At 67.2% G+C, this 21,902-nt stretch carries 19 protein-coding genes; 8 read left to right on the top strand and 11 right to left on the bottom strand.

What is annotated here, in order from left to right:
* Positions 1-36: 36 nt before the first annotated feature.
* The 9 genes from LQ564_RS03425 to LQ564_RS03465 all read right to left on the bottom strand — a co-directional run bounded on the left by LQ564_RS03425 (position 37) and on the right by LQ564_RS03465 (position 12,540).
* Positions 37-774 (bottom strand): 2OG-Fe dioxygenase family protein, encoded by a 738-nt coding sequence (locus tag LQ564_RS03425; RefSeq protein WP_231056669.1) that lies wholly within the window; start codon positions 772-774, stop codon positions 37-39.
* A gap of 54 nt (positions 775-828) precedes the next feature.
* On the bottom strand, positions 829-2,880 hold the full coding sequence (locus tag LQ564_RS03430) for a TonB-dependent receptor (protein WP_231056670.1): 2,052 nt from the start codon (positions 2,878-2,880) through the stop codon (positions 829-831).
* Entirely contained in the window at positions 2,877-3,401 is a 525-nt protein-coding gene (locus LQ564_RS03435; RefSeq protein WP_231056671.1) for a DUF6702 family protein, read from the bottom strand. Before LQ564_RS03435 ends, LQ564_RS03430 begins: the two co-directional genes overlap by 4 nt.
* Before the next feature lie 2 nt (positions 3,402-3,403).
* A complete protein-coding gene (locus LQ564_RS03440) occupies positions 3,404-5,782 on the bottom strand; it encodes a M1 family metallopeptidase (RefSeq protein ID WP_231056672.1) in 2,379 nt (792 codons plus the stop codon).
* An 82-nt stretch (positions 5,783-5,864) separates the two neighbouring features.
* Positions 5,865-8,240 carry a M1 family metallopeptidase gene (locus LQ564_RS03445; RefSeq protein ID WP_231056673.1) on the bottom strand — a complete coding sequence of 792 codons (2,376 nt, stop codon included), beginning with the start codon at positions 8,238-8,240 and terminating at the stop codon, positions 5,865-5,867.
* 126 nt (positions 8,241-8,366) lie between these two features.
* Positions 8,367-9,518: a HupE/UreJ family protein gene (locus LQ564_RS03450; RefSeq protein WP_231056674.1), complete on the bottom strand. Its 1,152-nt coding sequence runs from the start codon at positions 9,516-9,518 to the stop codon at positions 8,367-8,369.
* Complete coding sequence (locus LQ564_RS03455; RefSeq protein ID WP_231056675.1) at positions 9,515-10,693, bottom strand: tetratricopeptide repeat protein; 1,179 nt, start codon at positions 10,691-10,693, stop codon at positions 9,515-9,517. The genes LQ564_RS03450 and LQ564_RS03455 overlap by 4 nt, the downstream gene beginning before the upstream one ends.
* Positions 10,694-10,748: 55 nt before the next feature.
* On the bottom strand, positions 10,749-11,030 hold the full coding sequence (locus tag LQ564_RS03460) for a hypothetical protein (RefSeq protein WP_231056676.1): 282 nt from the start codon (positions 11,028-11,030) through the stop codon (positions 10,749-10,751).
* A gap of 10 nt (positions 11,031-11,040) precedes the next feature.
* Positions 11,041-12,540: a DUF4331 domain-containing protein gene (locus LQ564_RS03465; protein ID WP_231056677.1), complete on the bottom strand. Its 1,500-nt coding sequence runs from the start codon at positions 12,538-12,540 to the stop codon at positions 11,041-11,043.
* A gap of 227 nt (positions 12,541-12,767) precedes the next feature.
* Between LQ564_RS03465 and LQ564_RS03470 the strand changes: the two genes are divergently transcribed.
* The 3 genes from LQ564_RS03470 (at position 12,768) to LQ564_RS03480 (ending at position 15,310) form a co-directional block, all read left to right on the top strand.
* Positions 12,768-13,358 (top strand): RNA polymerase sigma factor, encoded by a 591-nt coding sequence (locus tag LQ564_RS03470; protein WP_288380509.1) that lies wholly within the window; start codon positions 12,768-12,770, stop codon positions 13,356-13,358.
* Positions 13,355-14,056 carry an anti-sigma factor gene (locus LQ564_RS03475; protein WP_231056678.1) on the top strand — a complete coding sequence of 234 codons (702 nt, stop codon included), beginning with the start codon at positions 13,355-13,357 and terminating at the stop codon, positions 14,054-14,056. Before LQ564_RS03470 ends, LQ564_RS03475 begins: the two co-directional genes overlap by 4 nt.
* Before the next feature lie 99 nt (positions 14,057-14,155).
* Positions 14,156-15,310: a Gfo/Idh/MocA family protein gene (locus tag LQ564_RS03480; protein ID WP_231056679.1), complete on the top strand. Its 1,155-nt coding sequence runs from the start codon at positions 14,156-14,158 to the stop codon at positions 15,308-15,310.
* Between the two features lie 128 nt (positions 15,311-15,438).
* Here the strand turns inward: LQ564_RS03480 and LQ564_RS03485 are convergent, their stop codons facing one another.
* On the bottom strand, positions 15,439-16,284 hold the full coding sequence (locus tag LQ564_RS03485; RefSeq protein WP_231056680.1) for a phytanoyl-CoA dioxygenase family protein: 846 nt from the start codon (positions 16,282-16,284) through the stop codon (positions 15,439-15,441).
* A 103-nt stretch (positions 16,285-16,387) separates the two neighbouring features.
* On the opposite strand from LQ564_RS03485, the gene LQ564_RS03490 reads away from it, so the two are divergent.
* From LQ564_RS03490 to LQ564_RS03510, 5 genes are all read left to right on the top strand, one after another.
* Positions 16,388-16,744 (top strand): DUF2946 domain-containing protein, encoded by a 357-nt coding sequence (locus tag LQ564_RS03490; protein WP_231056681.1) that lies wholly within the window; start codon positions 16,388-16,390, stop codon positions 16,742-16,744.
* Between the two features lie 169 nt (positions 16,745-16,913).
* Entirely contained in the window at positions 16,914-17,519 is a 606-nt protein-coding gene (locus LQ564_RS03495; protein ID WP_231056682.1) for an SCO family protein, read from the top strand.
* Positions 17,520-17,542: 23 nt separating this feature from the next.
* Positions 17,543-17,995 (top strand): copper chaperone PCu(A)C, encoded by a 453-nt coding sequence (locus LQ564_RS03500; RefSeq protein ID WP_231056683.1) that lies wholly within the window; start codon positions 17,543-17,545, stop codon positions 17,993-17,995.
* Positions 17,992-19,371, top strand: a complete 1,380-nt coding sequence (locus LQ564_RS03505; RefSeq protein WP_231056684.1) for a PepSY-associated TM helix domain-containing protein — start codon at positions 17,992-17,994, stop codon at positions 19,369-19,371. The genes LQ564_RS03500 and LQ564_RS03505 overlap by 4 nt, the downstream gene beginning before the upstream one ends.
* Positions 19,372-19,397: 26 nt before the next feature.
* Positions 19,398-21,464: a TonB-dependent receptor family protein gene (locus tag LQ564_RS03510; protein WP_231056685.1), complete on the top strand. Its 2,067-nt coding sequence runs from the start codon at positions 19,398-19,400 to the stop codon at positions 21,462-21,464.
* Positions 21,465-21,467: 3 nt separating this feature from the next.
* Here the strand turns inward: LQ564_RS03510 and LQ564_RS03515 are convergent, their stop codons facing one another.
* Complete coding sequence (locus tag LQ564_RS03515) at positions 21,468-21,869, bottom strand: hypothetical protein (protein ID WP_231056686.1); 402 nt, start codon at positions 21,867-21,869, stop codon at positions 21,468-21,470.
* Between the last annotated feature and the right edge of the window lie 33 nt (positions 21,870-21,902).

Raw genomic sequence — 21,902 nt, forward strand, 5'->3', positions numbered from 1 at the left:
CGGGCGCTTTTTTTTGTGTTTTTCAACGGCGATGAATCAGACGTCGGCGCCCTGGAAGGAGCCGGCGCGCCAGGTCAGCACGAGTGTGTCGCGATGCCCATGCTCCCCCACCGGCTGAATCGGCGTCGACTCGTGGATCACGGCCGCATCGTCCAGCAACAGCAAGGTCCACGGCTCCAGCATGGTGAACCGCTTGCCCGCCGGCCCGTCGGCCTCGAACACGCGCGTCTCGCCGCCCTTGATGTTCGACCGCCCGACCAGGATCACGGCCACGAAATCCACCCCATCGCGGTGCGCGCCTTCCGGCGTCGGCCGGCCGATGCCGTCGGCGGTGTCGATGCGGAACTGGTGCGCCTCGACGTACCAGGGCTGCTGGCCGCGCACCTGGGAACAGACGGCGCCGAGCGCGCGTACCAGGTGTTCCCAGGCCGGGTTGGCCACCGTGCCCGGTTCGACCGGTTCGAACAGGCGGTGCATGCCGCCGTGCAGGGCGTTGTACTCGACCGGCTGCCAGTGCGCGCGGTGCGGCGTCTGCAGCAGGGCCTGGCCGTCGTCGATGAAGCAGGAATGGCGGCGGCGCCGGTAGCGGCCGCCGTCCTTGAGGTAGTTGTCGAGCTCGAGGCGGTCCCAGCTCGGGGCTAGCGCCTGCAGCTCGTCGAGGGTGCAGCCCGCCAGTTGCGCCACGTCCTCGGGACGCAGCAGGGCATAGCCCTCGCCGCGCAGCAAGGCGGCGAGGTAGGCGGGGTCGGAATAGGGCAGTTGCGAAGTCATCATCCCGACAGCGTAGCACCTTTCGGCGCCCGCCGTCCGGCCCCTGCCCCCGCCCGCTTACCAGTTCTTCACGAAGGTCAGGCGGAAGGTACGCGGCTCGATCGGGTGGAAGTGGATGTCCTCCACCCCTTGCGCCTCGTTCGCCAGGCGCGACTCATAGTAGTAGTCGATCGCCGAGTCGCGGCGGTTGGTGAGGTTGAAGCCTTCCAGCTCCAGGCGCATGTCCTTGGCCAGGCGATACGCGATGCGGCCATTGAGCGTGGTGCTCGCATGCGAGCGCACGCTATCGTCCTCGATCAGCGGACGCGGGCCGAAGTAGCGCAGGCGCAGGGCGCCCGACCATGGGCCGAGATTGTCCACCGTCAGCCCGACCTGGGCCACGCCTTCGATCGCCCCTGGGATGCGGTCGCCATCCGGATTGCCGCCGCGCGAACGGGCGCGCGCATAGGCCGCGTCGAAGTTCACTGCCAGCCACTTGTTGGCGCGGTAGATGTTCGACAGTTCGACGCCATAGCGGCGGCTCGGGTCGCCGGCCTCGGTGTTGCCGGCGTCGCCGATATAGGTCAGCTCGGAAGCGAAGTCGAGGCGGTAGACCGAGACCGTGGTCTCCATCTTCGGAATCGCGATGGTGCGCAGGCCCAGCTCCATGCCGCGCGAACGCACCAGGCCCGGCGTCGCATCGACCGGGTTCAGCGACTTCGGATCGACCGTCGCCACGGTGCCGCGCGCGTCGTTGCTGTGGAAGCCGTGGCCGTAGTTCAGGTAGAGCTCCGTGTGCTTCCACGGCGCGTAGGCCAGGCTGAAGGTAGGCGTGACGAGCGTATCGTAGGCGCGGCCGGCGTTTTCAGGCCGGTCGCCGTCGACGTCGAATCGGTAGCGGTTGGCGCGCATGCCCACCACGGTGCGCAGCGAATCGCTCCACAGGGTCGCGTTTTCCAGGTAGAGCGCGCCGCTGGTCTCGACGATGTGGTCTTCGCGCGTGGTCGCGATGCGCCGGCGCGCGCGGGTGTCGTAAAGGCCGTTGAAGATGTTGTCGTTCTGGAGCTGGAAGCCGGCGGTGAAGTCCGACAGGACGGTGGCGCCGCGGTAGGCGTGCCAGGTGTGGCTGCCGTCCACGCCGGTCGTGACGCGGCGGTCGGGCTGGGCGAACTGGTCGCCATTGACCGGGTCGTTCAGGAAGTAGGTGAAGTTCGAGTACAGGTCGAGCTGGTTGCGGATCACATAGGCGTTCAGCGCCGTCGCCGCGTCGTCCGTGGTGCGGCGCCAGCTGCCCGACACGCTGCTGCGCTGCGCTTCGCCGCCATCGCTCAGGTCGAGGGCGTCGAAGCGCCCCAGCTGGCCGTTCTGCACGGCGCGCAGCGGGATCTGGTCGGTGCTGTTCCAGTGGCCGCGGTAGTGCATCCCGGTGACGGTCCAGCCATTGTTCGAATAGCCGCGGCTGTAGCGCAGCACGGCGTTGATCTTGCGGTAGCCATCCGGACGGGTCCAGGGACCGTCGTTCTTCAACAGCTCCAGCGCGTACAGCAGGTTGCCTCCCGCGACCTCCGGGGAGCCGGCCAGCACCGTGCGCACGTACTCGTCCTGGCCCAGGGTCACGCTGGCCACCGGCTCGACCAGCCGGTTGGCATAGGCCAGCGAGGCCTTGCCGGCCGAGGCGAAATCGCCATCCGTGGACGAATACGGGCCCTTGCGGTAGTCGAGGCGGGTGACCAGTTCCGGGATCAGGAAATTCAGGTCGGTCCAGCCCTGGCCATGGGCGTGGCTGCGCTGGTTGACCGGCATGCCGTCGACGAAGGTGGCCAGGTCGGTGCCGTGGTCCAGGTTGAAGCCGCGCAGGTAGAACTGGTTGGCCTTGCCTTCGCCGCTGTGCTGGCTCGCGATCAGGCCGGGCGTGGCCTCGAGCAGCTCGCCCGGTCGGTAGACGGTGCGGTTGGCCAGGTCCTTCGCATTCACGGTGCCGGAGCTTGCCGAATCGGTCTTGCCGATCTGGTTGATGCGCGAGCCTTCGACCAGCACCCGCTGCAGGACGAAATCGTCGGCGCGGGCGGCGCCGTTCAGGAAGAGAAGCGCCAGGGCGCCGGCCAGCGGCGTGATATGCAAAGTGTTCATTGGGCGTGTTGTTGTACGGCGCGTGCGGTTGGCTGTTCGGCAACGTTGCCGGTGAAGGTGAGCGAGCGGATCTTGCCCGCGTCGTTGAGGTTGACGGTATTGACCTGGTCCGGCAGGAAGTCGACCAGGATCGCATGGCGGATGCTGACGGTCTTGGCCAGCGGCGCGTTTTCCAGCTCCTGGTAGACGGTGACGCTTTGCGAATCGATGGTCATGCCGACCCAGCGCACCGGCAGGCGCTTGCCGTCCGCGCCCTTGAGGGCGAAGCGCTCCTCGAGGTACTTGCGGAACACCTGCTGGTCTTCGGGATCGGTGAGGTCGAACTGGCGCTGGTACATGTTCAGCATCAGGGCCTCGATGTCGTGCGCCATATAGGTGTGGACGATCTCGGTGCTCTTGGTGCGCGCGTTGTAGGCGACCTCGGTGATCCCCATGTGGAAGCGGTGCGCGCCGGCTGCCGCGCTGACGCACAGCAGCGCGGCGGCCAGCAGCGCTTTCAGGTTGAAGCGAAAGCGCTGCATGGTCATTCCCCGGCCTTTTTCTCGACAGGTTTCGCCTCAGCCGGTTTTTTCAGCGGCGTGGCGAAGTCGCGCATCAGATTCGATCCCGCATCGCGGTTGGTCTTGAATAGCTCCAGGCGCGATGGGGTCGGCTTGGCCGGCCAGGCGTTGTTCGACACGTCGATGTCGGCGGTCTCCCAGTACGGGTCCTGCACCACGCTGACGATCGGTTCGTCGCTGATGAACAGCTTGGTCACCTTCTTCGGCGAGTAGCGCCAGATCTCGGCCGGGATGCGTTCGATGGTCTTCTTGCCGCTCTGGGTCGTGATCTCGACGATCAGCGGCATCACCAGGCCGCCCTTGTTCGAGAAGTCGACCAGGTAGAAGCGCTTGCCTTCCTTGAGCAGCGCCTTTTCCCAGTCTTCCAGGCCGGCGTAGGTCTCGTTGTAGGCGTTGCGGTCCTTGTTGGTGACGGTGAAGTCGTCGTTCTCGTTGTAGAAGTCCTTCAGCTCCGGATTGGTGTCGACGCGGCGGGTCATGCCCTTGTTGCGCTGGTCGATCACCGGCGTTGGCTCGGCCTGGCGGCGCGCGCGCTGCCAGGCCTTCTCGATCTCCGGGTCCTTGGTGCTGATGGTGTATTCGCTGATGCCGTCGACGCTGATGTCCACCGCGTCGGTGGTGTAGAACCAGCCGCGCCAGAACCAGTCGAGGTCCGTGCCCGAGGCATCTTCCATGGTGCGGAAGAAGTCGGCCGGGGTCGGGCGCTTGAACTTCCAGCGCTCGGCGTATTCCTTGAAGGCGAAGTCGAACAGCTCGCGGCCGAGGATGGTCTCGCGCAGGATGTTCAGGGCGGTGGCCGGCTTGGCGTAGGCGTTGTTGCCGCGCTGGAGGGTCGACTCGGCGTTGGTCATGATCGGCACCTGGTTGGCGCTGCGCATGTAGTCGGCGATGTGGCGCGCCTCGCCGCGGCGCGCCGGGTAGTTGTCTTCCCAGGCTTCCTCGGCCAGGAACTGCAGGAAGCTGTTCAGGCCCTCGTCCATCCAGGTCCACTGGCGCTCGTCCGAGTTGACGATCATCGGGAAGTAGTTGTGGCCGACCTCGTGGATGATCACGCTGATCAGGCCATACTTGGTGCCCTTGCTGTAGGTGATCTCGCCGGTCTTCTTGTCCTTGACCGGGCGGCCGGCGTTGAACGAGATCATCGGGTATTCCATGCCGCCGATCGAGCCGTTCACCGAGATCGCTGTCGGATAGGGGTAGTCGAAGGAATACTTGTTGTACTGCTCGAGGGTGTGGATGACGGCGGCGGTCGAATACTTCTCCCACAGCGGGTTGCCCTCTTTCGGGTAGTAGGACATGGCCAGCACGTCCTTGTTGCCGCTCTTGACGCCCTGGGCGTCCCAGATGAACTTGCGGCTCGAGGCGAAGGCGAAGTCGCGCACGTCCTTGGCCTTGAAGTGCCAGGTCTTGGTGGCTTTCGAACGCGCCTTCTCGGCCGCTTCGGCTTCGGCCTGGGTGACGATGATGACCGGCTTCCTGGAAGTGCGCGCCTGGCGCAGGCGGTCGCGCTGGGCGGCGGTGAGCACGCTGGCGGCGTTCGTCAGTTCGCCGGTCGAGGCCACGATGTGGTCGGCCGGGACGGTCAGCTGCACGTCGTAGTCGCCGAACTCCAGCGTGAACTCGCCGTCGCCCATGTACTGCTTGTGCTGCCAGCCCTTGACGTCGTAGTAGGCCGCCATGCGCGGGAACCACTGGGCCGACAGGTAGATGTCGTTACCGTCGTCGAACTTCTCGAAACCCGTACGGCGGCCGACGACGTTCGCTTCGGGCATGTTGAAGGTCCATGCCAGGTTGAAGGAGACGCGTGCGCCCGGCTTGAGCGGCGTCGGCAGGTCGATGCGCATCATGGTCTTGTTGACCGTGTGGCGCAGCGGGCGGCCGCCGGCGTCCGTGACGCTGGTGACGTTGATGCCGCCGTCGAAGCGGTGCTGGTCCAGGACCGAGCGCAGGGTGTCGAACTTCACGCCATCGGCGCCGCGCGCCTGCCAGGCGTCGCGCGAGGGCAGGGAGGCGATGCGGCGGTTGTCCGAATCGTTGCGGAACATGTTCTGGTCCAGCTGCACCCACAGGTAGGAGAGGGTGTCCGGCGAATTGTTCGTGTAGGTGACGGTGCCGGAGCCGGTGATCGCGCGCTTCGCTTCGTCCAGGGTGGCGCGCAGGCGGTAGTCCGCGCGCTGCTGCCAGTAGCGGTGGCCCGGGGCGCCGGAAGCGGTGCGGGTGTCGGTGGCGGTCGGCAGCAGCTCGTCGAGCTGACGGAACTTGTCGTCGAAGGGCTGCGCAGCATGGGCAGCGCCGGCGAAGAGGGCAGCGCTCAGGGCCGCCTGCAGGTGTTTGGTCTTCATGCGAATTTGATATCGGGTCTTCATAAACAAACGGCAGGGCACTTCGGTGCCCTGCCGTTATCGCTACATATCGTTTAGACGATTACTCGGCCTTCGGTGCTTCAGCCGCTTCCTTCTGGCCAGCCGGTTTCAGCTTGGTGTTGAAGTCGCGCATCAGGTTGGTGCCCATGTCGCGGTTGGTCTTGAACAGCTCCAGGCGCGACGGGGTGGCTTTTGCCGGCCACGAGTTGTTCGACACGTCGATGTCGGCGGTCTCCCAGTACGGGTCCTGGGTCAGGGCCACGATCGGCTCGTCGGTGATGAACAGCTTAGTCACCTTCTTCGGCGAGTAGCGCCAGATCTCGGCCGGGATGCGCTCGATGTACTTCTTGCCGCTCTGGGTAGTCAGTTCGACGATCAGTGGCATCACCAGGCCGCCCTTGTTCGAGAAGTCGACCAGGTAGAAGTGCTTGCCTTCCTTGAGCAGGGCCTTCTCCCAGTCTTCCAGGGCCGCATAGCTTTCGTTGTACGCGTTGCGATCCTTGTTGGTGACGGTGAAGTCGTCGTTCTGGTTGTAGAAATCCTTCAGATCCGGCTGCTGGTCGACCTTGCGGACCATGCCCTTGTTGCGCTGGTCGGTGATCGAGATCGGCTCCGACTGCTTGCGGGCACGCGCCAGGGCCTTCTCGACTTCAGGATCCTTGCTGCTGATCGTGTACTCACTGATGCCGTCGATGCTGATGTCCACCGCGTCGGTGGTGTAGAACCAGCCGCGCCAGAACCAGTCGAGGTCCGTGCCCGACGCGTCTTCCATGGTGCGGAAGAAGTCGGCCGGGGTCGGGCGCTTGAACTTCCAGCGCTCGGCGTATTCCTTGAAGGCGAAGTCGAACAGTTCGCGACCCAGGATGGTCTCGCGCAGCACGTTCAGCGCGGCGGCCGGCTTGGCGTAGGCGTTGTTACCGAACTGCAGCAGCGACTCGGAGTTGGTCATGATCGGGACCTGGTTCTGGCTGCGCATGTAGCCGACGATGGTGCGCGGGTCGCCGCGCATCTCGTCCCAGCCTTCTTCCCAGGCTTCCTGGGCCAGCGACTGCACGAAGGAGTTGATGCCCTCGTCCATCCAGGTCCACTGGCGCTCGTCCGAGTTGACGATCATCGGGAAGTAGTTGTGGCCGACTTCGTGGATGATCACGCCGATCAGGCCATACTTGGTGCGCTTCGAATAGGTCAGTTCGCCGGTCTTCTTGTCCTTGACCGGACGCGGACCGTTGAAGGTGATCATCGGGTATTCCATGCCGCCGACCGGGCCGTTCACCGAGATCGAGGTCGGGTACGGATAGTCGAAGGAGTACTTGTTGTACTGCTCGATGGTGTGGATGATCGACGCGGTGGAGTATTTTTCCCACAGCGGGTTGCCCTCTTTCGGGTAGTAGGACATCGCCATCACGTCGGTATTGCCCGACTTGATGCCCTGCGCGTCCCAGATGAACTTGCGGCTGGAAGCGAAGGCGAAGTCGCGCACGTTCTTGGCCTTGAAGTGCCAGGTCTTGGTGCCGTTGGCACGGACCTTCTCGGCGGCTTCGGCTTCGGCCTGGGTCACGATGATGACCGGCTTCTTGGCGGTCTTGGCCTGGCGCAGGCGGTCGCGCTGGGCCGCGCTCAATACCTCGCCCGGGTTCTGCAGTTCGCCGGTGGAGGCGACGATGTGGTCGGACGGGACGGTGATCTGCACGTCGTAGTCGCCGAATTCCAGCGTGAATTCGCCGGCGCCCAGGAACTGCTTGTGCTGCCAGCCGTAGACGTCGTAGTAGGCCGCCATGCGCGGGAACCACTGGGCGATCTCGAACAGGTCGTTCTTGTCGTCGAACTTCTCGTAACCCGAGCGGCCGCCCAGGATCTTCTGTTCGTTGATGTTGTAGGACCAGTCGAGGCTGAACGACACGCGCCCACCCGGCTTCAGCGGGGTCGGCAGGTCGATGCGCATCATGGTGCCATTGATGGTGTGCTTCAGCTGGCGGCCGCCGTCGCGCACATTGCTGATCTTGAAGCCGCCGTCGAAGGCGTTCCCTTCCAGCAGGGTGCGGATGGCGTCGAACTTCACGCCCTGTTCCGGACCGCGGGCCTGGGCCCAGGCTTCGCGCGACGGCAGCGCCGCAGTGGTGCGGGCGCCCGAATCCTTCTTGTAGATGTTCTGGTCGAGCTGCAGCCAGAGGTATTTCAGGGTGTCAGGGGAATTGTTGTAGTACGTGATGGTGCCGGACCCGCTCAAGCTGCGGTTGGCTTCGTCCAGCTTGGCGCGGATCGAATAGTCCGCGCGCTGCTGCCAGTAGGCATGGCCGGGAGCGCCGGAAGCGGTACGGACCGTACCCGGGGTCGGCAGCAGCTCGTCGAGCTGGCGGAACTTGTCGTCGAAAGGCTGGGCGGCGAAAGCGGAGGCGGTGAGGCACAGCGCTGCCAGTCCAAAGGGCAGACGTATCATATTTCCCCTGAAATTTTAATTGGAATAAGAAAAAGTATTCTAGCTTTACCTTTAAAGCAATGCTCAGGGGAATTGTAAAAAAGCTGATACATCGTGCATATGCATGTGAGCGGCATGGTCCGGTGCTCATGCGAACAGCGTCGACCAAGCCGGCAAACGCAGGTCGAGGGCGCGCTCCGCCAGCCAGGCCGCGGCGACCAGGGCGATCGTCGCCGAGCCGCCCAGCATGATGAGGCGGCGGTAGAACAGCCCGTTGCGCAGCAGGTAGGCGAGCGGCAGGAACACGGCGACGATGGCCAGCTGGCCCAGTTCCACGCCCACGTTGAATCCGACCAGCGAGGTGAGTAAAGCGTCCTGCGGCAGGCCGAGGTCGGCCAGCACGCTGGCGAAGCCGAAGCCGTGCAGCAGGCCGAAGCCGAAGGCGAACAGCACCCGGGCGCGCTGGTAGAGCGGCCGGATATTGTTCAGGGCCGCCACGATGACCGAGGCCGCGATCAGCGATTCGACCAGGCGTGAAGGCAGCGCCAGCACGCCCAGCGCGGCCAGGGTGAGCGTGATCGAGTGGGCCACCGTGAAGGCGGTCACGATGCGGATCACGTCGAAGGCGGCGGGCTTGAGCCCGTCGCGGCCGACCCATGCGCGTTCGCGGTACAGCAGCACCGCCGGCAGCAGCAGCGACAGCAGGAACAGGATGTGGTCGAAGCCGATCCAGATATGCCAGACGCCTTGCCGGACGTATTCCGCGAACTGGCGCCAGCGGCCGGGTCCGGCCACCGCCAGGTCCTGGCGCGCGCGCCCGGGTTCCAGGATCGCGGTGCTGGTGGTGGCGCCGTTCTTCAGCGCCAGCAGGCCCTTGTGCTGCGGGTCGAACTCCGCCAGCAGGGTGTAGTCGACCGTCAGCGTGTCGACCGGCGCGGCGCAGGCGCCGCTCAGCATCAGCACCGTATAGGCGCCGTCGGTGTGGTGGTCGACCAGCTGGCGCGTCACCTGCAGCGGGCAATCCTGGCCGCCGGAGGCCAGCTTCAGATGCGCCAGCGCATAAGCGGCGATGGCGTCGTGGCGGGCCCGCACCTCGTCCCAGGTGAGGTTGCCGTCGCCGTCGCCGTCGACGCCGACCGCCATCTCGAGGTCGCGCAGGGCGATGTCCCAGCGGCCCTCGATGCGCTGCCCCTTCACTTCCAGGTTCAGGTAGCTGTCGCTGGGCTTGTGGGCCATGGCCGGTGCGGCGCACAGCAGCGCGGCGCAGGCCCCGAGCAGGGCAATCCAGCGCCGCATCATGCCGCGCGCGCGCCGGGAACGGCGTCGAGCAGGCGGTCTTCGATCCGGCTGCGGCGCAGCCAGTCGCGCACCAGGCGCGCGGCGTCGGCGTCGCCGCTGGCCGCAGCGGCTTTTGCCAGGATGCGCAGGTCGGCCGGCTCCTTCTGCACCGCCCAGTTCAATTTGGCCAGGCGCACCGCTTCGCGCGGATCGCCGGCCAGTTCCAGCGCGAAGCGTGCCTCCTCGCGGCGGTGCACGGTGTCGCCGCGGCGCCGCGCGGCCTCGAAACGGGCGCGCAGGACGGCGCGCTGCTGCGCCGCCTGCGGCGACCTGGTCGCCTGCAGCGCGAGCGCATGGCGCAGCAGCAGGGCGTCGTTGGCGGTGCGGGCGGCGAGCAGGCGCGCCACCTCCGGCGCGCGGCCGCGCTCGAGCAGGAAGTCGGCATACGCGGCCTGCAGGTAGCTGTCTTCCGGGTCGGCCTGCATGGCCGTGCGGAAGTGGGCCTCGGCGGCGCCGTGTTCGCCGAGGCGCTCGGCCATTTCCCCCAGCAGGGTGGCGGCCCAGGCGCGCAGGGGGACGGCGGCATCCGGCCGCGCCGCCAGGATGCGCTGCAGGTTCCGGTAGCTGGCGCGGGCCTGGCCGCTGACGCTGCCGACCGAGGCCAGGCAGGTTTGCAGCACCAGATCCGGAGCGCGTCCCAGCAGGCGCGCGCAACTGGCGCGCGCGGCGGGATAGTCGCCCGTCACCAGCAGGATGGTGGCGCGGGTCAGCCAGGCCTGGGCATTGGCGCCGTCGCGGCGCAGCACCTCGTCGAGGTCGGCCAGCGCCGCGCCGAAATCATGGGTGCTCTGCGCCAGCGTGGCGCGCAGCACCAGCACCTCGGCCGGGGCGGCCGTGCGCGGCTGGTTCCACCACGGCGCCAGGGCGGCCTGGGCGTAGCCGAGGTAGCGCGGATCGCCGTCGCGGCGGGCCTGCTCGATGTAGCGTTGGGCCAGTGCTGTGGCGCGTGCGAGGTCGGCGGGACTGGCGGCCAGGTCGGCGCGCAGCCGGGCCAGCTCGCGCTGGACCGGGTCGAGGCGAGCGGGCAGGCGCTCCAGCACCTGGGCGCCGCTGGCCGGCAGGTAGGGTTCGGCGCGTGCGCTGTGGCATACCGCCAGGGCGGCAAGCAGCAGGGGCGCGTAGCAACGTGCGCTCATCGGGTCTCCAGACAGGATAGGCGGGAGCCGGACTGCGCTCCCGCGGTGCGGCTCTTCAAGTTGCGGGCAGCGCCTGCGGCTCGGTGTCCTCGGGCGTGGTGACCGTCACCGCATCGATCGCGACGGGTTCGTCGTTATCCAGCAGCGAGGCCACGCGCGCGGCGACCAGCGAGAAGAAGGAGTCGCTCGCCACCGGCGGCGGCGTGGTGGCGCCGCCCCCGCCCGCGGGCGGCGGGTGCGGATGGTCGTGGTGGCCGCCGCAGGCGGCAAGCGCCGCGGCGCTTGCCAGCGCCACGGCGGCGGCGCGCAGGCGCCAGTTCGGATGCTTGGTCGTCATGGCGCGCTCCTTACTGGTTGCCCGGCAGCGGGGCGTTCAGATAGGGGAAGGCCGGCTTGAACGCGGCGGCGTTCTTGCGCACGCCGTCGGTCAGGGCCAGGCCGCCGGCCGGGGCGTCCGACGGCTTGCAGCCGACGCCGAGCGCATCGTTGGCGCCGGTCAGCGCGCACAGGGCGCCCATCGACACGCGCAGCGCGATGTCGACGATGTCGTCGCCGGGGCGGCGTCCGTTCGGGAAGCCCGCATTGTCGCCCGCCGCCACGCCCATCGGATTCTGCGCGGCCAGCGCGGTCGGCGCGATGGCGGTGTTCAGGCGCAGCATTTCGGAGGCCACCACGTTCTTCGGCTGGTTCACGCCCGGGATGCCCTTCAGGAAGGCGGTGACCAGGTCGTTGCGCGGGAAGTTGGTGGGCGCCTTGGCCGACGGGAACAGGGTTTCGATCAGGGCCGGCAGGGTCGGGTTGGTGACGTAGGTGAGGAACTGCGCATCATCCTTCGGCTTCGACGTATTGAAACGGTCCTTGTCGTCCATGCCGATGATGACTTCGTTCACCAGCGGCATGCCGAGGCGCGAGACCTGGGCCCAGGCGCCGCCTTCCTTCACCGCGTTGTTGATGCCGCTGGCCGGCGCCGGGTTGATCAGGCGGCCCTGGCGCATGCTGGCGGTGGCGTAGGCGCCGATCACCGGCTCGCCGGCCACGGTCAGGCAGGAGATCGGCACTTCGAGGGCGATCGCGCTGACATTCTTGTTTTCCAGGTCGTTCTTGTTGCCGTTGACTTCGGCGCCCAGCGGATTCAGGTTGACCAGGTCGAAGATCTTGCCGACGGCGATATAGAACGGTTCCTTGCGCTGACCGACGAAGACGCGCGCGGCGCCGCAGCCGGGAATGTTCACTTCATGGATGTGGGCGCTGGCATAGGTCTCGTAGGCGGCGCCGCTGCCGAAGGTCTTCTCGCCGATGTTGTCGACCGGCTTGTCGAATTCGGTGGCGCCGCCGGTGGCCGCGGCCAGGCGGGTGCGGGTGCCGCTGCGGCGGTCGCCCTTGACCATGTCGATGGTGTAGGTCTCGCGCACGTTCAGCGAGGCCGGGTTGACGCCGCTGACGGTGTTCGAATTGATCAGCGGGATCAGGACCTGCTTGCCGCCCACGTTCAGGGCGGTGCGCTTGGAGGTGTTCTTGAAGCGGAACTGGAAGGAGATGTCTTCCTTGGCGTCGCCGTTGTTGTCGACGTGGATCTCGTACAGCGCGTTCTGGTCGAACTGGTAGAAGTTCGGTCCGCCCTGGGGATCCTGGAAGGGAATGAAGTCGGCGATCATCGTCACGTAGCCTTCCCGTCCCGGCGCATAGCTGCGGAACAGGTAGAAGTCGGTGCCGTCGACCTTCGGCGCATTGGTCAGGAACGGCGCCTCGCGGTGGCTGGACGCCGCGGCGGGCATGGCCAGTGCGGCGAGGGCCGCGCCGGACAGGATGGCGGCGGCCCAGCGGGTGTGCTTGCTTACGGATTGCATGGTTTTTCTCCTCATGATGTTGTTATCTCCACTGATGGGCGAAGCGGCGGGATTGCGGCCGGCACGACGGGTGACGGCAGCCATGATGTATATACGCAGGCCCGATTGAATTGGATTCAATTTATTTTCTTACATGATTAAATGGTAAATATGTTAATTTCGCCACTGAGTATTGCCAAAACAAAAGTAAAGATGTCAAATATCGATTCCAGAGACAAGGCGGGCACGTGGTTCAATCATCAAATCTGCCAAATGCATTAGAACTGAATAGTTGGATTCGCGGCGCCGCACAGAAAGATGCGCCTGCCTTCCGCCAGCTCTACGACGCCTGTTCGCCGCGACTGTTCGGCCTGGCCCTGCGCATCGTGCGTCGCCCTGAACTGGCTGAGGAAGTGCTCCAGGAAAGTTTCATTGCGATTTGGAACCACTCCAACGAGTACCAGAACAGCATGTCGGCGCCCATGACCTGGATGACGACAATCGTGCGCAACAAGTCCTTCGACCTGCTGCGCCGCGCGGGCGAGGAGGTCGACCTCGATGCGGGCGACTTCGACCAGCGCGTGATGGCCGGCGCGCGCGATATGGGGGCGAATCCCGCCGATGCGTTCGAGCTCAGCAGCGAAGCCAGGGCGCTGGCAGCCTGCCTGGCGGTGCTCGAGGAAAAGCAGCGCGACGTCATCGGCCTTGCCTTCTTCCATGACCTGTCGCACGGCGACGTGGCGCGCCGGCTGGCGCTGCCGGTAGGGACCGTCAAGACCTGGATCCGCCGCGGCCTCGTGCGGCTGCATGCCTGCCTGACCGGCGGGAGGACCGCATGAACCTGCGCGGCAAGGAAGTGCTGCGTGAGCGGCTGGCGGCGGAATATGTGCTCGGCACCCTGCGCGGCCGGGCGCGGCGCCGTTTCGAAGGCCTGATGCATGGCGACGCCGCCCTGCGCCGCACGGTGGCCGAGTGGCGCGACCGCATCGGCGCGATGGCCGAGTTCGTGCCGCCGGTCGCGCCGCGCATGCAGGTCTGGCGCGCCATCGAGACCCGTCTCGGGCTGCGCGCGCCGGCGCCGGCCTGGCAGTTCTGGCGCGGCGGCGCGCTGGCCTGGTGGCGCAGCCTCGGCGTGGTCTCGAGCATGGTCGCTGCGCTGCTGCTCGTGACGGTGCTGCAGGAACCGCGCACGCCCGCGGTCGACGCCATCGCCACGCTGACCGACGCGCAGGCCCGCACCGCGCTGCTGGTGACGGCCGACCGCGAACGCAAGACCTTGACCGTGCGGCTGGTCGAGCCCCAGCCCCTTGCCGCGGACCGTGCGCTGCAACTGTGGGCGGTGCCGCAGCAGGGCAAGCCGCGATCGCTCGGCGTGCTGGGAGCGGGCCGGGAACTGACCCTGCCGCTGACGACGCAGGCGATCGGCGCCGACGTCGCGCTGCTGGCGGTCAGCCTCGAACCGCAAGGCGGCTCGCCCGATCCGAACGGACCGAGCGGACCGATCCTGTACAAGGGCGGCTGGGTGAGCGTGATGTAGGCGGGGGCTTCCCCGGACCGGGGGCAAGGCAATCGAACGCTGGCGTGGACACGCTTGTGCGAGGATGTGCTTCCTTCTTTTGCCATTGAGCTCGATATCGTGTTCCCGCCCATCGAAACCAGCAGCGAAAAGCCGGAAAAGACCGCGCCGCCGGGCGACCCGCGGGACCAGCGGGTCGGCATCGCCATCGTCGGCGTGGGCCGCATCTCGGTCAACGAAGTGCTGCCGGCTTTCGCCCACAGCAAACACTGCAAGCCGGTAGTCCTGGTCAGCGGCGACCGCGCCAAGGCCCTCAAGATTGCGAAGCAGTACGACATCCCCGAGAGCGCGGTGCTCGACTACCGCGACTACGACAAGCTGGCGCAGATGCCGGCGGTAGAGGGCGTCTACATCGCCCTGCCGAACAGCATGCACGCCGAGTACACGATCCGCGCCGCCCGCGCCGGCAAGCACGTGCTGTGCGAGAAGCCGATGGCCAACACGGTGGCCGAATGCGAACAGATGATCGACGCTTGCCGGCAGGCCGGCCGCAAGCTGATGATCGCCTATCGACGCCAGTATTCTCCGCTCGATCGCGCGCTGCTGAAGATGATCCGCGAAGGCAGGTTCGGACCGCTGCGCGAGTTCATCTCGGTGAATTCGCAGAACATGGGCGACCCGCAGCACTGGCGCCTGAAGCGTGCGCTCGCCGGCGGCGGCGCGCTGCCGGACGTGGGGCTGTACTGCATCAACGAGGCGCGTTTCCTGAGCGGGGAAGAGCCGGTCGACGTGATCGGCAACACCTGGTCGACGCCGGGCGATGCGCGCTTCGAGGAAGTCGAGGAGCACTGCCAGTTCATCCTGCGCTTCCCGAGCGGCTTCACGGCGTCGTGCTCGACCGGGTACAGCTCGCACAAGTCACAGATGTTCCGGCTCAATGCCGATACGGCGTGGGCGGAGATGAGCCCTGCTTATGCCTACGAAGGGAACAAGCTGCGGATCTCGCGCCAGGTGGAGGGCAAGGAGCACACGGCCGAACTGCAGATCGAGGAGGGCAACCAGTTCGCCAGGGAACTCGACCACTTCGCGCAGTGCGTGCGCAAGAACCAGGAGCCGCACACGCCGGGCGAAGAGGGCTTGCAGGACCAGCGCGTGATCGAGGCGATCTATGCGTCGGCGCGCAGCGGCAAATCCGTGAAGCTGTCGCCGCCGTCGGGCAAGACGCGCGGCCCGGAGCCGGAGAGTGAATCAACGGGAAACCTTGCCGGCCCTTAGGGCCGATGCGCCCTGGTCCGCCCTCCGGCAGGGGCCACGGCGGCACCGGCGCCTTGATCCGATGCTTCTTGCAGCATGCCCGAGGTGGACGGATCATGTCGATTGCTCCCCATGGTATTTCTTTCGGGCTAGAGAGGGTTGAAGCCGCGCACTGGCAGGCTCTCGTCGCGCTGGATCCAGTTACGCGACGAGTAGCGTGCGCCAGCGTCGGTCGCATGCAGCGTGAACGCATGCCGCGACACCGGCGAGCGGTTCGGCGCGCTGTAGTGGGGCAGCAGGCCGTGGAAGCAGACCAGGGTGCCGGCCTTGGCTTCCAGCGGCACCGCCGTGCTGTCGTCAGGCCACGGCGTGCTGTCCAGCTTTTCCATGGTGATGCTGTCGCCGTCGCGCAGGAAACGCTCTCGCAGCGGGCCGAGGTGCCCGCCCGGTTCCGCCCACAAGCAACCATTATCGACCGTCGCATCTTCCAGCGCGAACCAGAAGGTGGTGACCGTGATCGGGTCGCTGTCGAAGAAGGTCGCGTCCTGATGCCAGCGCACCTCGCCGCCGATGCCGGGCTGCTTGAAGATGTACATCGACTGCCAGACCTGCGGATTTTCCAGGCCGAGGTCACGCGCTACGGCCGCCAGTTTCGGGTCGTGCGTGAACGCTTCGAACACCGGGTCGAGATCATGCATCGCGTGCCCGATCTTGTTGATCGACAGCGCCTTGGGCTGGCGCAGCCGGCCGTCCGGGCCGAATGCTTCTTCCTCGAAGAAGCAGCGCACCGTGTTGTCCGAGCCGAGGAACCAGGCGTCGCTGGCGCGCTCCTGGTCCCTGGTCGTGAAGATGGCGCGCGATTCGTTCGGGTCGAAGGCGTCGACGATTTCCTCGGCGCGGCGGCGCAGTAGCGCGATCTCGTCGAGGCTCTTGAAGTCCGGGATGACGATGAAACCGTCGCGCTCGTACTCGGCGCGTTGCAGGGCAGTCAGCATGGCAGCAGGATCCGTGAGAAAAGGCTATTCTAGCGCCGTCGCCGCGCTACCAGTTCGCGCGCCGTTTGACAGACCATCGCCCGCTGTCCCACAATTGCCAATCATGCACATCCTCCGCACATCGCTCACGCTGACCCGCCTCGTACTGGCGTGGTTCATGCTGACCGTCGGTGTCGCGGTGGCGTCGCCGGTGATTTCGCCGCAGACGCTGGTGCTGCTGTGTTCACATGAGGGCAGGAAGGCTGTCGTTATCGATGCCGACGGCCAGGTCGTGACGGCCAGCCAGGCTTCGCTCGATTGTCCGCTCTGTCTTCCCGTCGTGGGCGCGCCGCCGGCCCCGTATATGTCCTTGCCGGCGCCGGTCTCCACGTTCGCCGCGCCGCTCCACTTTTCGCCGTCGCGCTATCACGCGCCAGCCGGCGCTCCACTTCCGGCCCGCGGTCCGCCTGCCCGCGCCTGAGTTTCGCGCACGCGAAACGGTCCGTCACCCATATCGCATGCAGCCGCGCCGGCCAGGCCGGTTGCCGCCCGTATCGCCGACCGTTCGCGCATCGAGTCGCCCTGAGCATGTGGACCGCCATTGAGCGAGGTCCGTTTGCGGGCGCCCGCATCTCAACCGGATAAACAATATGCAAAGTTTTACCCTGCGCCGCCAGCTGCTGCTGGCCGGCCTTCTCGGCTGCACGCTCCTGCTCGGCGCCTGCGACCGCAATACCCCTCCGTCTTTCCACGGCAACGACGTGACGGGTGCATCTATCGGCAAGGATTTCCGCCTGACCGACCCCGACGGCAAGGAGCGCACCTTGGCCGATTTCCGCGGCAAGGTGGTGGCCGTCTTCTTCGGCTATACGCAATGCCCGGACGTCTGCCCGACCGCGCTCTCGCGCGCCGTCGAGGTCAAGCGCCTGCTCGGCAAGGACGACGCCGAGCGCCTGCAGGTCGTCTTCATCACCGTCGATCCGGAACGCGACACGCCGGAAGTGCTGAAGGCCTACACGGCCGCCTTCGACCCGACCTTCCTCGGCCTGTACGGCACGCCGGAGCGCACCGCCGAAACCGCCAGGTCCTTCGCCGCCATGTACCGCAAGGTGCCCACCGGCTCCTCGTACAGCATGGACCATACGGCCAGCAGCTACATCTACGACCCGCAAGGCCGCCTGCGGCTCCAGCTGGCGCATGCGCTGGGCGCCCAGGAATACGCCGCGGACATCCGCACGCTGCTCAAATCCCGATGAACTACGTCGCCAAGGAAACGCACATGAAAACCATCATTGCCCTGTTCGCCGCCGCCACCGCTCTGTTCGCGAGCGCTGCCAACGCCCAAATCACTGTCAAGGACCCGTGGGTGCGCGCCACCGTGCCCCAGCAAAAAGCCACCGGCGCCTTCATGCAGCTGCAGTCGCCGGTCCCCGCGCGCCTGGTGTCCGCCAACTCGCCGCTCACGCCCGACGTCGAGATCCACGAGATGTCGATGGAAGGCGACGTGATGCGCATGCGCCAGGTGCAGGCCATCGAGCTGCCGGCAGGGCAGAGCGTGGCGCTCAAGCCGGGCGGCTATCACATCATGTTCCTGAACCTGACGAAACAAGTCCGCGAGGGCGACACCGTGCCCGTGACCTTGATGATCGAAACCCGCGACGGCAAGCGCACGCCGGTCCAGGTCAGCGCGCCGGTGCGCGGCCTGGCCGCCGGCGGCCACGGTCACAAATGATGCCGGCTGCAAGCGAGCGCACGGCGCCGCCCGATTCAAGCCTGTATCGACGCGTGTGGCGCTGGCATTTCTTCGCCGGCCTGCTGTGCCTGCCCTTCATCTTCCTGCTGGCCCTGACCGGTTCGGTCTACCTGTTCAACAAGCAGGTCGACGAGGTGATGCTGTCGAACCTGCTGCTGCGCTCCGACACCGCCGCCGCCACGCTGCCGGCGGGGCGGCTGGTCGAGCAGGCCCTGCGCGCCGAGCCTGGCCAGGCGCGCGCGCTGGTCTGGCCGCAGGATGCGCGTCACACGGTGCAGGTGGACGTGCAGCAGGGCGGCACGGTGCGCCAGGTCTTCCTCGACCCCGCTACCGGACAGGTGGCCGGCAGCATCCTGGAAACCGACCGCCTGATGCCGCTGGTGAAGCGCATCCATTCGCTCACCGTCGCCGGCAACGTCGGCAATGCGCTGATCGAGATCGTGGCCGGCTGGGTCATCGTGCTGGTGCTGAGCGGCGCCTATCTGTGGTGGCCGCGCGGGCGCAAGGCCGGCGTGGTGCGCATCCGTCCGCAGGCCAGCGGCCGGGTGTGGTGGCGCGACCTGCACGCCGTCACCGGCGCCTTTTCCGCAGTCGTGATCCTGTTCCTGGCCTTGAGCGGCATGCCGTGGTCGCTGGTCTGGGGTTCCCAGGTCAATGGCTGGCTGACTTCGAAGGGACTCGGCACGCCGGTCGGCGTCTGGTTCGGCGCGCCGCGTTCCACCGTGCCGATGGGGTCGATCGGTGAGGTGTCGTGGAGCCTGGAACGACAGCCGATGCCGGCCTCCACGCCGCCGGATGCCCATCATGGCCATGACATGCCGGTGCATGCCGCGCCGGCGGCGCAGGGCGCGATCGGCATCGACCACGCACAAGCCGTGTTCGCGGCGGCCGGCCTGAAGGGCGGCTACCGGCTGGTGCTGCCGAACGGTCCGGAAGGCGTGTACAGCGCCGTGCGTCTGCGCAGCGCCGACGCCGGCCTGCGCGTCATCCACCTCGACCAGTACAGCGGCAGGGCGCTGATGGACGTCAAGCCGCAGGACGTGGGCGCGGTGGCCCGCGTCACCGACTGGGGCATCAGCGTGCACCAGGGCCTCGAGTACGGCCTGCCCAACCAGCTCCTGATGCTGGCCGGCTGCATCGCCCTGATGCTGCTGTGCGTGAGCAGCGTGGCGATGTGGTGGAAACGCCGTCCCGCCGGCCGCCTGGCCGCGCCGCAGCGCAAGGACGGCGACCGGCTTGCCGCCGGCGTGGTCGCCATCGCCGTTGCGCTGGGCCTGGTCTTCCCGCTGCTCGGCGCCTCGATGCTCATTGCCGCCTTCTGCGAAACGCTATGGAGCCGCTTGCGCGCTTCCTGAACCTGAACAATACAACAAACAACAACATGAACAACACACTTCGACTCAGCCTCATCCCCGCGCTTCTCTGCCTGCATGCCGCGGCCTTTGCCCAGACCCAGGACACGAACACCGTGCCCTCGGTGGTCGTCACCGGGGAAGCACCCGACCAGTCGCGCAAGGACCTGGAAGCCGAACAGGCGCGCACTCCCGGCGCCGTGACCCTGCTGGACCGCGACCAGATCGCGCAGCGCAACGTCTCCACCACCGCCGACATGCTGCGCTTCGTGCCCGGCGTGTGGTCGGCGAGCAGCTCCGGCAGCGACGCGACCTTCCTGTCGATCCGCGGCTCCAACCTCGACGCCGTCGACTACGACAACAGCGGCGTCAAGCTGCTGCAGGACGGCCTGCCGGTGACGGCCGCCGACGGCAACAACCACAACCGCTTCGTCGACCCGCTCAGCGCGCGCCACATCGTGATCGCGCGCGGCGCCAATGCGCTGACCTACGGCGCCAGCACGCTCGGCGGCGCGATCGATCTCATCTCGCCCACGGGCCTCGATTCGGCGCCGCTGGAAGTGTCGGTGAATGCCGGCAGCTTCGGCCAGCGCCAGGCGAGAGTCACGGCGGCCGGCGCCTCCGGCAACGTCGACGGCCTGCTGTCGCTGGAAGCCAAGGACCGCGACGGCTACCGCGGCCACAACAACCAGCAGCGCCGCGCCGCCTACGCCAACGGCGGCTGGAAGCTGAGCGACAGCGTGCGCACCCGCTTCTACCTCGACTACGTCAAGAACGACGAAGAGCTGCCGGGCGTGCTGACGCGCGACGAATGGCGGCGCGATCCGCGCCAGGCGCAGGCGGCAGCGGCCGCCGGCCACTACCAGTGGAACGTCGAGACCGCGCGCGTCGCCAACAAGACCACCTGGGACATCGACGCCGACAGCAGTGTGAGCATCGGCTTCTCGTACGAGACCCAGCAGCTCTACCACCCGATCGTCCAGAGCCCGTTCTTCAGCCTCCTGATCGACACCGAGCAGCGCAACGCCGGCGTTTCCTTGCGCTATCAGCAGCGCCGCGGCGCGCATGAACTGCTGGCGGGCCTGAACTACGGCCGCACCGAGGTCGAGGGCGCTAACTATGGCAACGACGGCGGCCGCCGCACCGCGCTCGCCACCCTGGTCGACAACGATGCCCACGCCACCGAGGCCTTCCTGATGGACCGCTGGCAGTTCGCGCCCGGCTGGACCGCGGTCTACGGCGCCCAGGCGGTGTCGTCCACCCGCCAGATCCGCAACGTGACGGTCGCCACCGGCGCCCTGCGCGATCCGGCGGCCGACTTCGACAGCATCAACCCGCGCGCGGGCCTGATCTACCAGCTGGCGCCCCAGGCCGAAGTCTTCGCCAACGTCAGCCGCCTGTACGAGGCGCCGACGACCTACCAGATGGACGACCAGGAAGCCGGCAACAACCAGACCCTGGACGCGATGAAGGGCGTCTCCTTCGAGGTCGGCTCGCGCGGCCGCCAGGCGCTCGGGCGCGGTCACTGGCACTGGGAGGCGGCGCTGTACTACGCCCGCATCCGCGACGAGATCCTGTCGGTCGACGACCCCACCGCACCGGGCACCAGCCTGTCGGCGAACGTGGGCAAGACCATCCACGCCGGCGTCGAGGCCCTGGCCGGCGCCAGCCTGCCGCTGGGCGAGAGCGGCGCCCACCGCATCGAGCCGCTGCTGAACCTGACCCTGAACCACTTCCGCTTCGACGGCGACCGCCGCTGGGGCGACAAGCGCCTGCCGGCAGCGCCGCGTTATGCGCTGCGCGCCGAGGCGCTGTACCGCAATTCGTCAGGTTTCTTCGCCGGCCCGACGCTCGACGTGGTCGGCAAGCGCTACGCCGACTTCGCCAACAGCTACGAGATCCCGTCGTACACGCTGTGGGGACTGCGCGCCGGCTATACGACGAAGGCTTGGGAGGTGTACGCCGAGGCCCGCAACCTGGCCGACAAGGACTTCATCGCGCGCCACAGCGTGACGGCGGCATCAAGCCCGAACGCCGCCATCCTGTCGCCGGGCGAGCCGCGCTCGGTATATGTCGGGGCCCGCATGCGGTTCTGAACGTCAGCTGCGGTCGCGTACCGGCCACCACTGCGCCACGCCCCATGCGAACTCCGGCACGATGAAGAGCCACAGCAACGGGGCGCCGGTCGCGTGCAGGCACCAGGCCATCCACAGCGTGAACAGGAAGCGCGCCGCGCCGTCGAAGCGGCCCAGGCGCGTGCTCGGCTCCAGGATGCGCAGGGTCGACCACACCAGCACGACGCTGCCCATCAGGCAGGCGAACAGCAGGTGGAAGGATGTGAAAGCGGGCAGGGCAGCGCCGCCCAGCGCGACATTGATGGACGAGAGCTGGCCATGGACGAGGGCGAAGGTCCAGGGCGTGGCGAAGCCGGCGGTCAGGAGCAGGTCGTACAAGGCGCTGGCGCGCACGAGGCGGCGGCTGGCGGTGGGAGAGAGATGCATGGCGGTGTCCGGAATGTGAAGGAACCGCCATCC

Origin of the sequence: Massilia phyllostachyos, from assembly GCF_021044825.1 — a bacterium.
Lineage (GTDB): Bacteria > Pseudomonadota > Gammaproteobacteria > Burkholderiales > Burkholderiaceae_D > Telluria > Telluria phyllostachyos.

Bases quoted from the DNA above. Each gene is read 5' to 3' on its own strand.
- LQ564_RS03425 (WP_231056669.1), bottom strand. From the start codon at position 774: ATGATGACTTCGCAACTGCCCTATTCCGACCCCGCCTACCTCGCCGCC.
- LQ564_RS03430 (WP_231056670.1), bottom strand. From the start codon at position 2,880: ATGAACACTTTGCATATCACGCCGCTGGCCGGCGCCCTGGCGCTTCTC.
- LQ564_RS03435 (WP_231056671.1), bottom strand. From the start codon at position 3,401: ATGCAGCGCTTTCGCTTCAACCTGAAAGCGCTGCTGGCCGCCGCGCTG.
- LQ564_RS03440 (WP_231056672.1), bottom strand. From the start codon at position 5,782: ATGAAGACCAAACACCTGCAGGCGGCCCTGAGCGCTGCCCTCTTCGCC.
- LQ564_RS03445 (WP_231056673.1), bottom strand. From the start codon at position 8,240: ATGATACGTCTGCCCTTTGGACTGGCAGCGCTGTGCCTCACCGCCTCC.
- LQ564_RS03450 (WP_231056674.1), bottom strand. From the start codon at position 9,518: ATGATGCGGCGCTGGATTGCCCTGCTCGGGGCCTGCGCCGCGCTGCTG.
- LQ564_RS03455 (WP_231056675.1), bottom strand. From the start codon at position 10,693: ATGAGCGCACGTTGCTACGCGCCCCTGCTGCTTGCCGCCCTGGCGGTA.
- LQ564_RS03460 (WP_231056676.1), bottom strand. From the start codon at position 11,030: ATGACGACCAAGCATCCGAACTGGCGCCTGCGCGCCGCCGCCGTGGCG.
- LQ564_RS03465 (WP_231056677.1), bottom strand. From the start codon at position 12,540: ATGCAATCCGTAAGCAAGCACACCCGCTGGGCCGCCGCCATCCTGTCC.
- LQ564_RS03475 (WP_231056678.1), top strand. From the start codon at position 13,355: ATGAACCTGCGCGGCAAGGAAGTGCTGCGTGAGCGGCTGGCGGCGGAA.
- LQ564_RS03485 (WP_231056680.1), bottom strand. From the start codon at position 16,284: ATGCTGACTGCCCTGCAACGCGCCGAGTACGAGCGCGACGGTTTCATC.
- LQ564_RS03490 (WP_231056681.1), top strand. From the start codon at position 16,388: ATGCACATCCTCCGCACATCGCTCACGCTGACCCGCCTCGTACTGGCG.
- LQ564_RS03495 (WP_231056682.1), top strand. From the start codon at position 16,914: ATGCAAAGTTTTACCCTGCGCCGCCAGCTGCTGCTGGCCGGCCTTCTC.
- LQ564_RS03500 (WP_231056683.1), top strand. From the start codon at position 17,543: ATGAAAACCATCATTGCCCTGTTCGCCGCCGCCACCGCTCTGTTCGCG.
- LQ564_RS03505 (WP_231056684.1), top strand. From the start codon at position 17,992: ATGATGCCGGCTGCAAGCGAGCGCACGGCGCCGCCCGATTCAAGCCTG.
- LQ564_RS03510 (WP_231056685.1), top strand. From the start codon at position 19,398: ATGAACAACACACTTCGACTCAGCCTCATCCCCGCGCTTCTCTGCCTG.
- LQ564_RS03515 (WP_231056686.1), bottom strand. From the start codon at position 21,869: ATGCATCTCTCTCCCACCGCCAGCCGCCGCCTCGTGCGCGCCAGCGCC.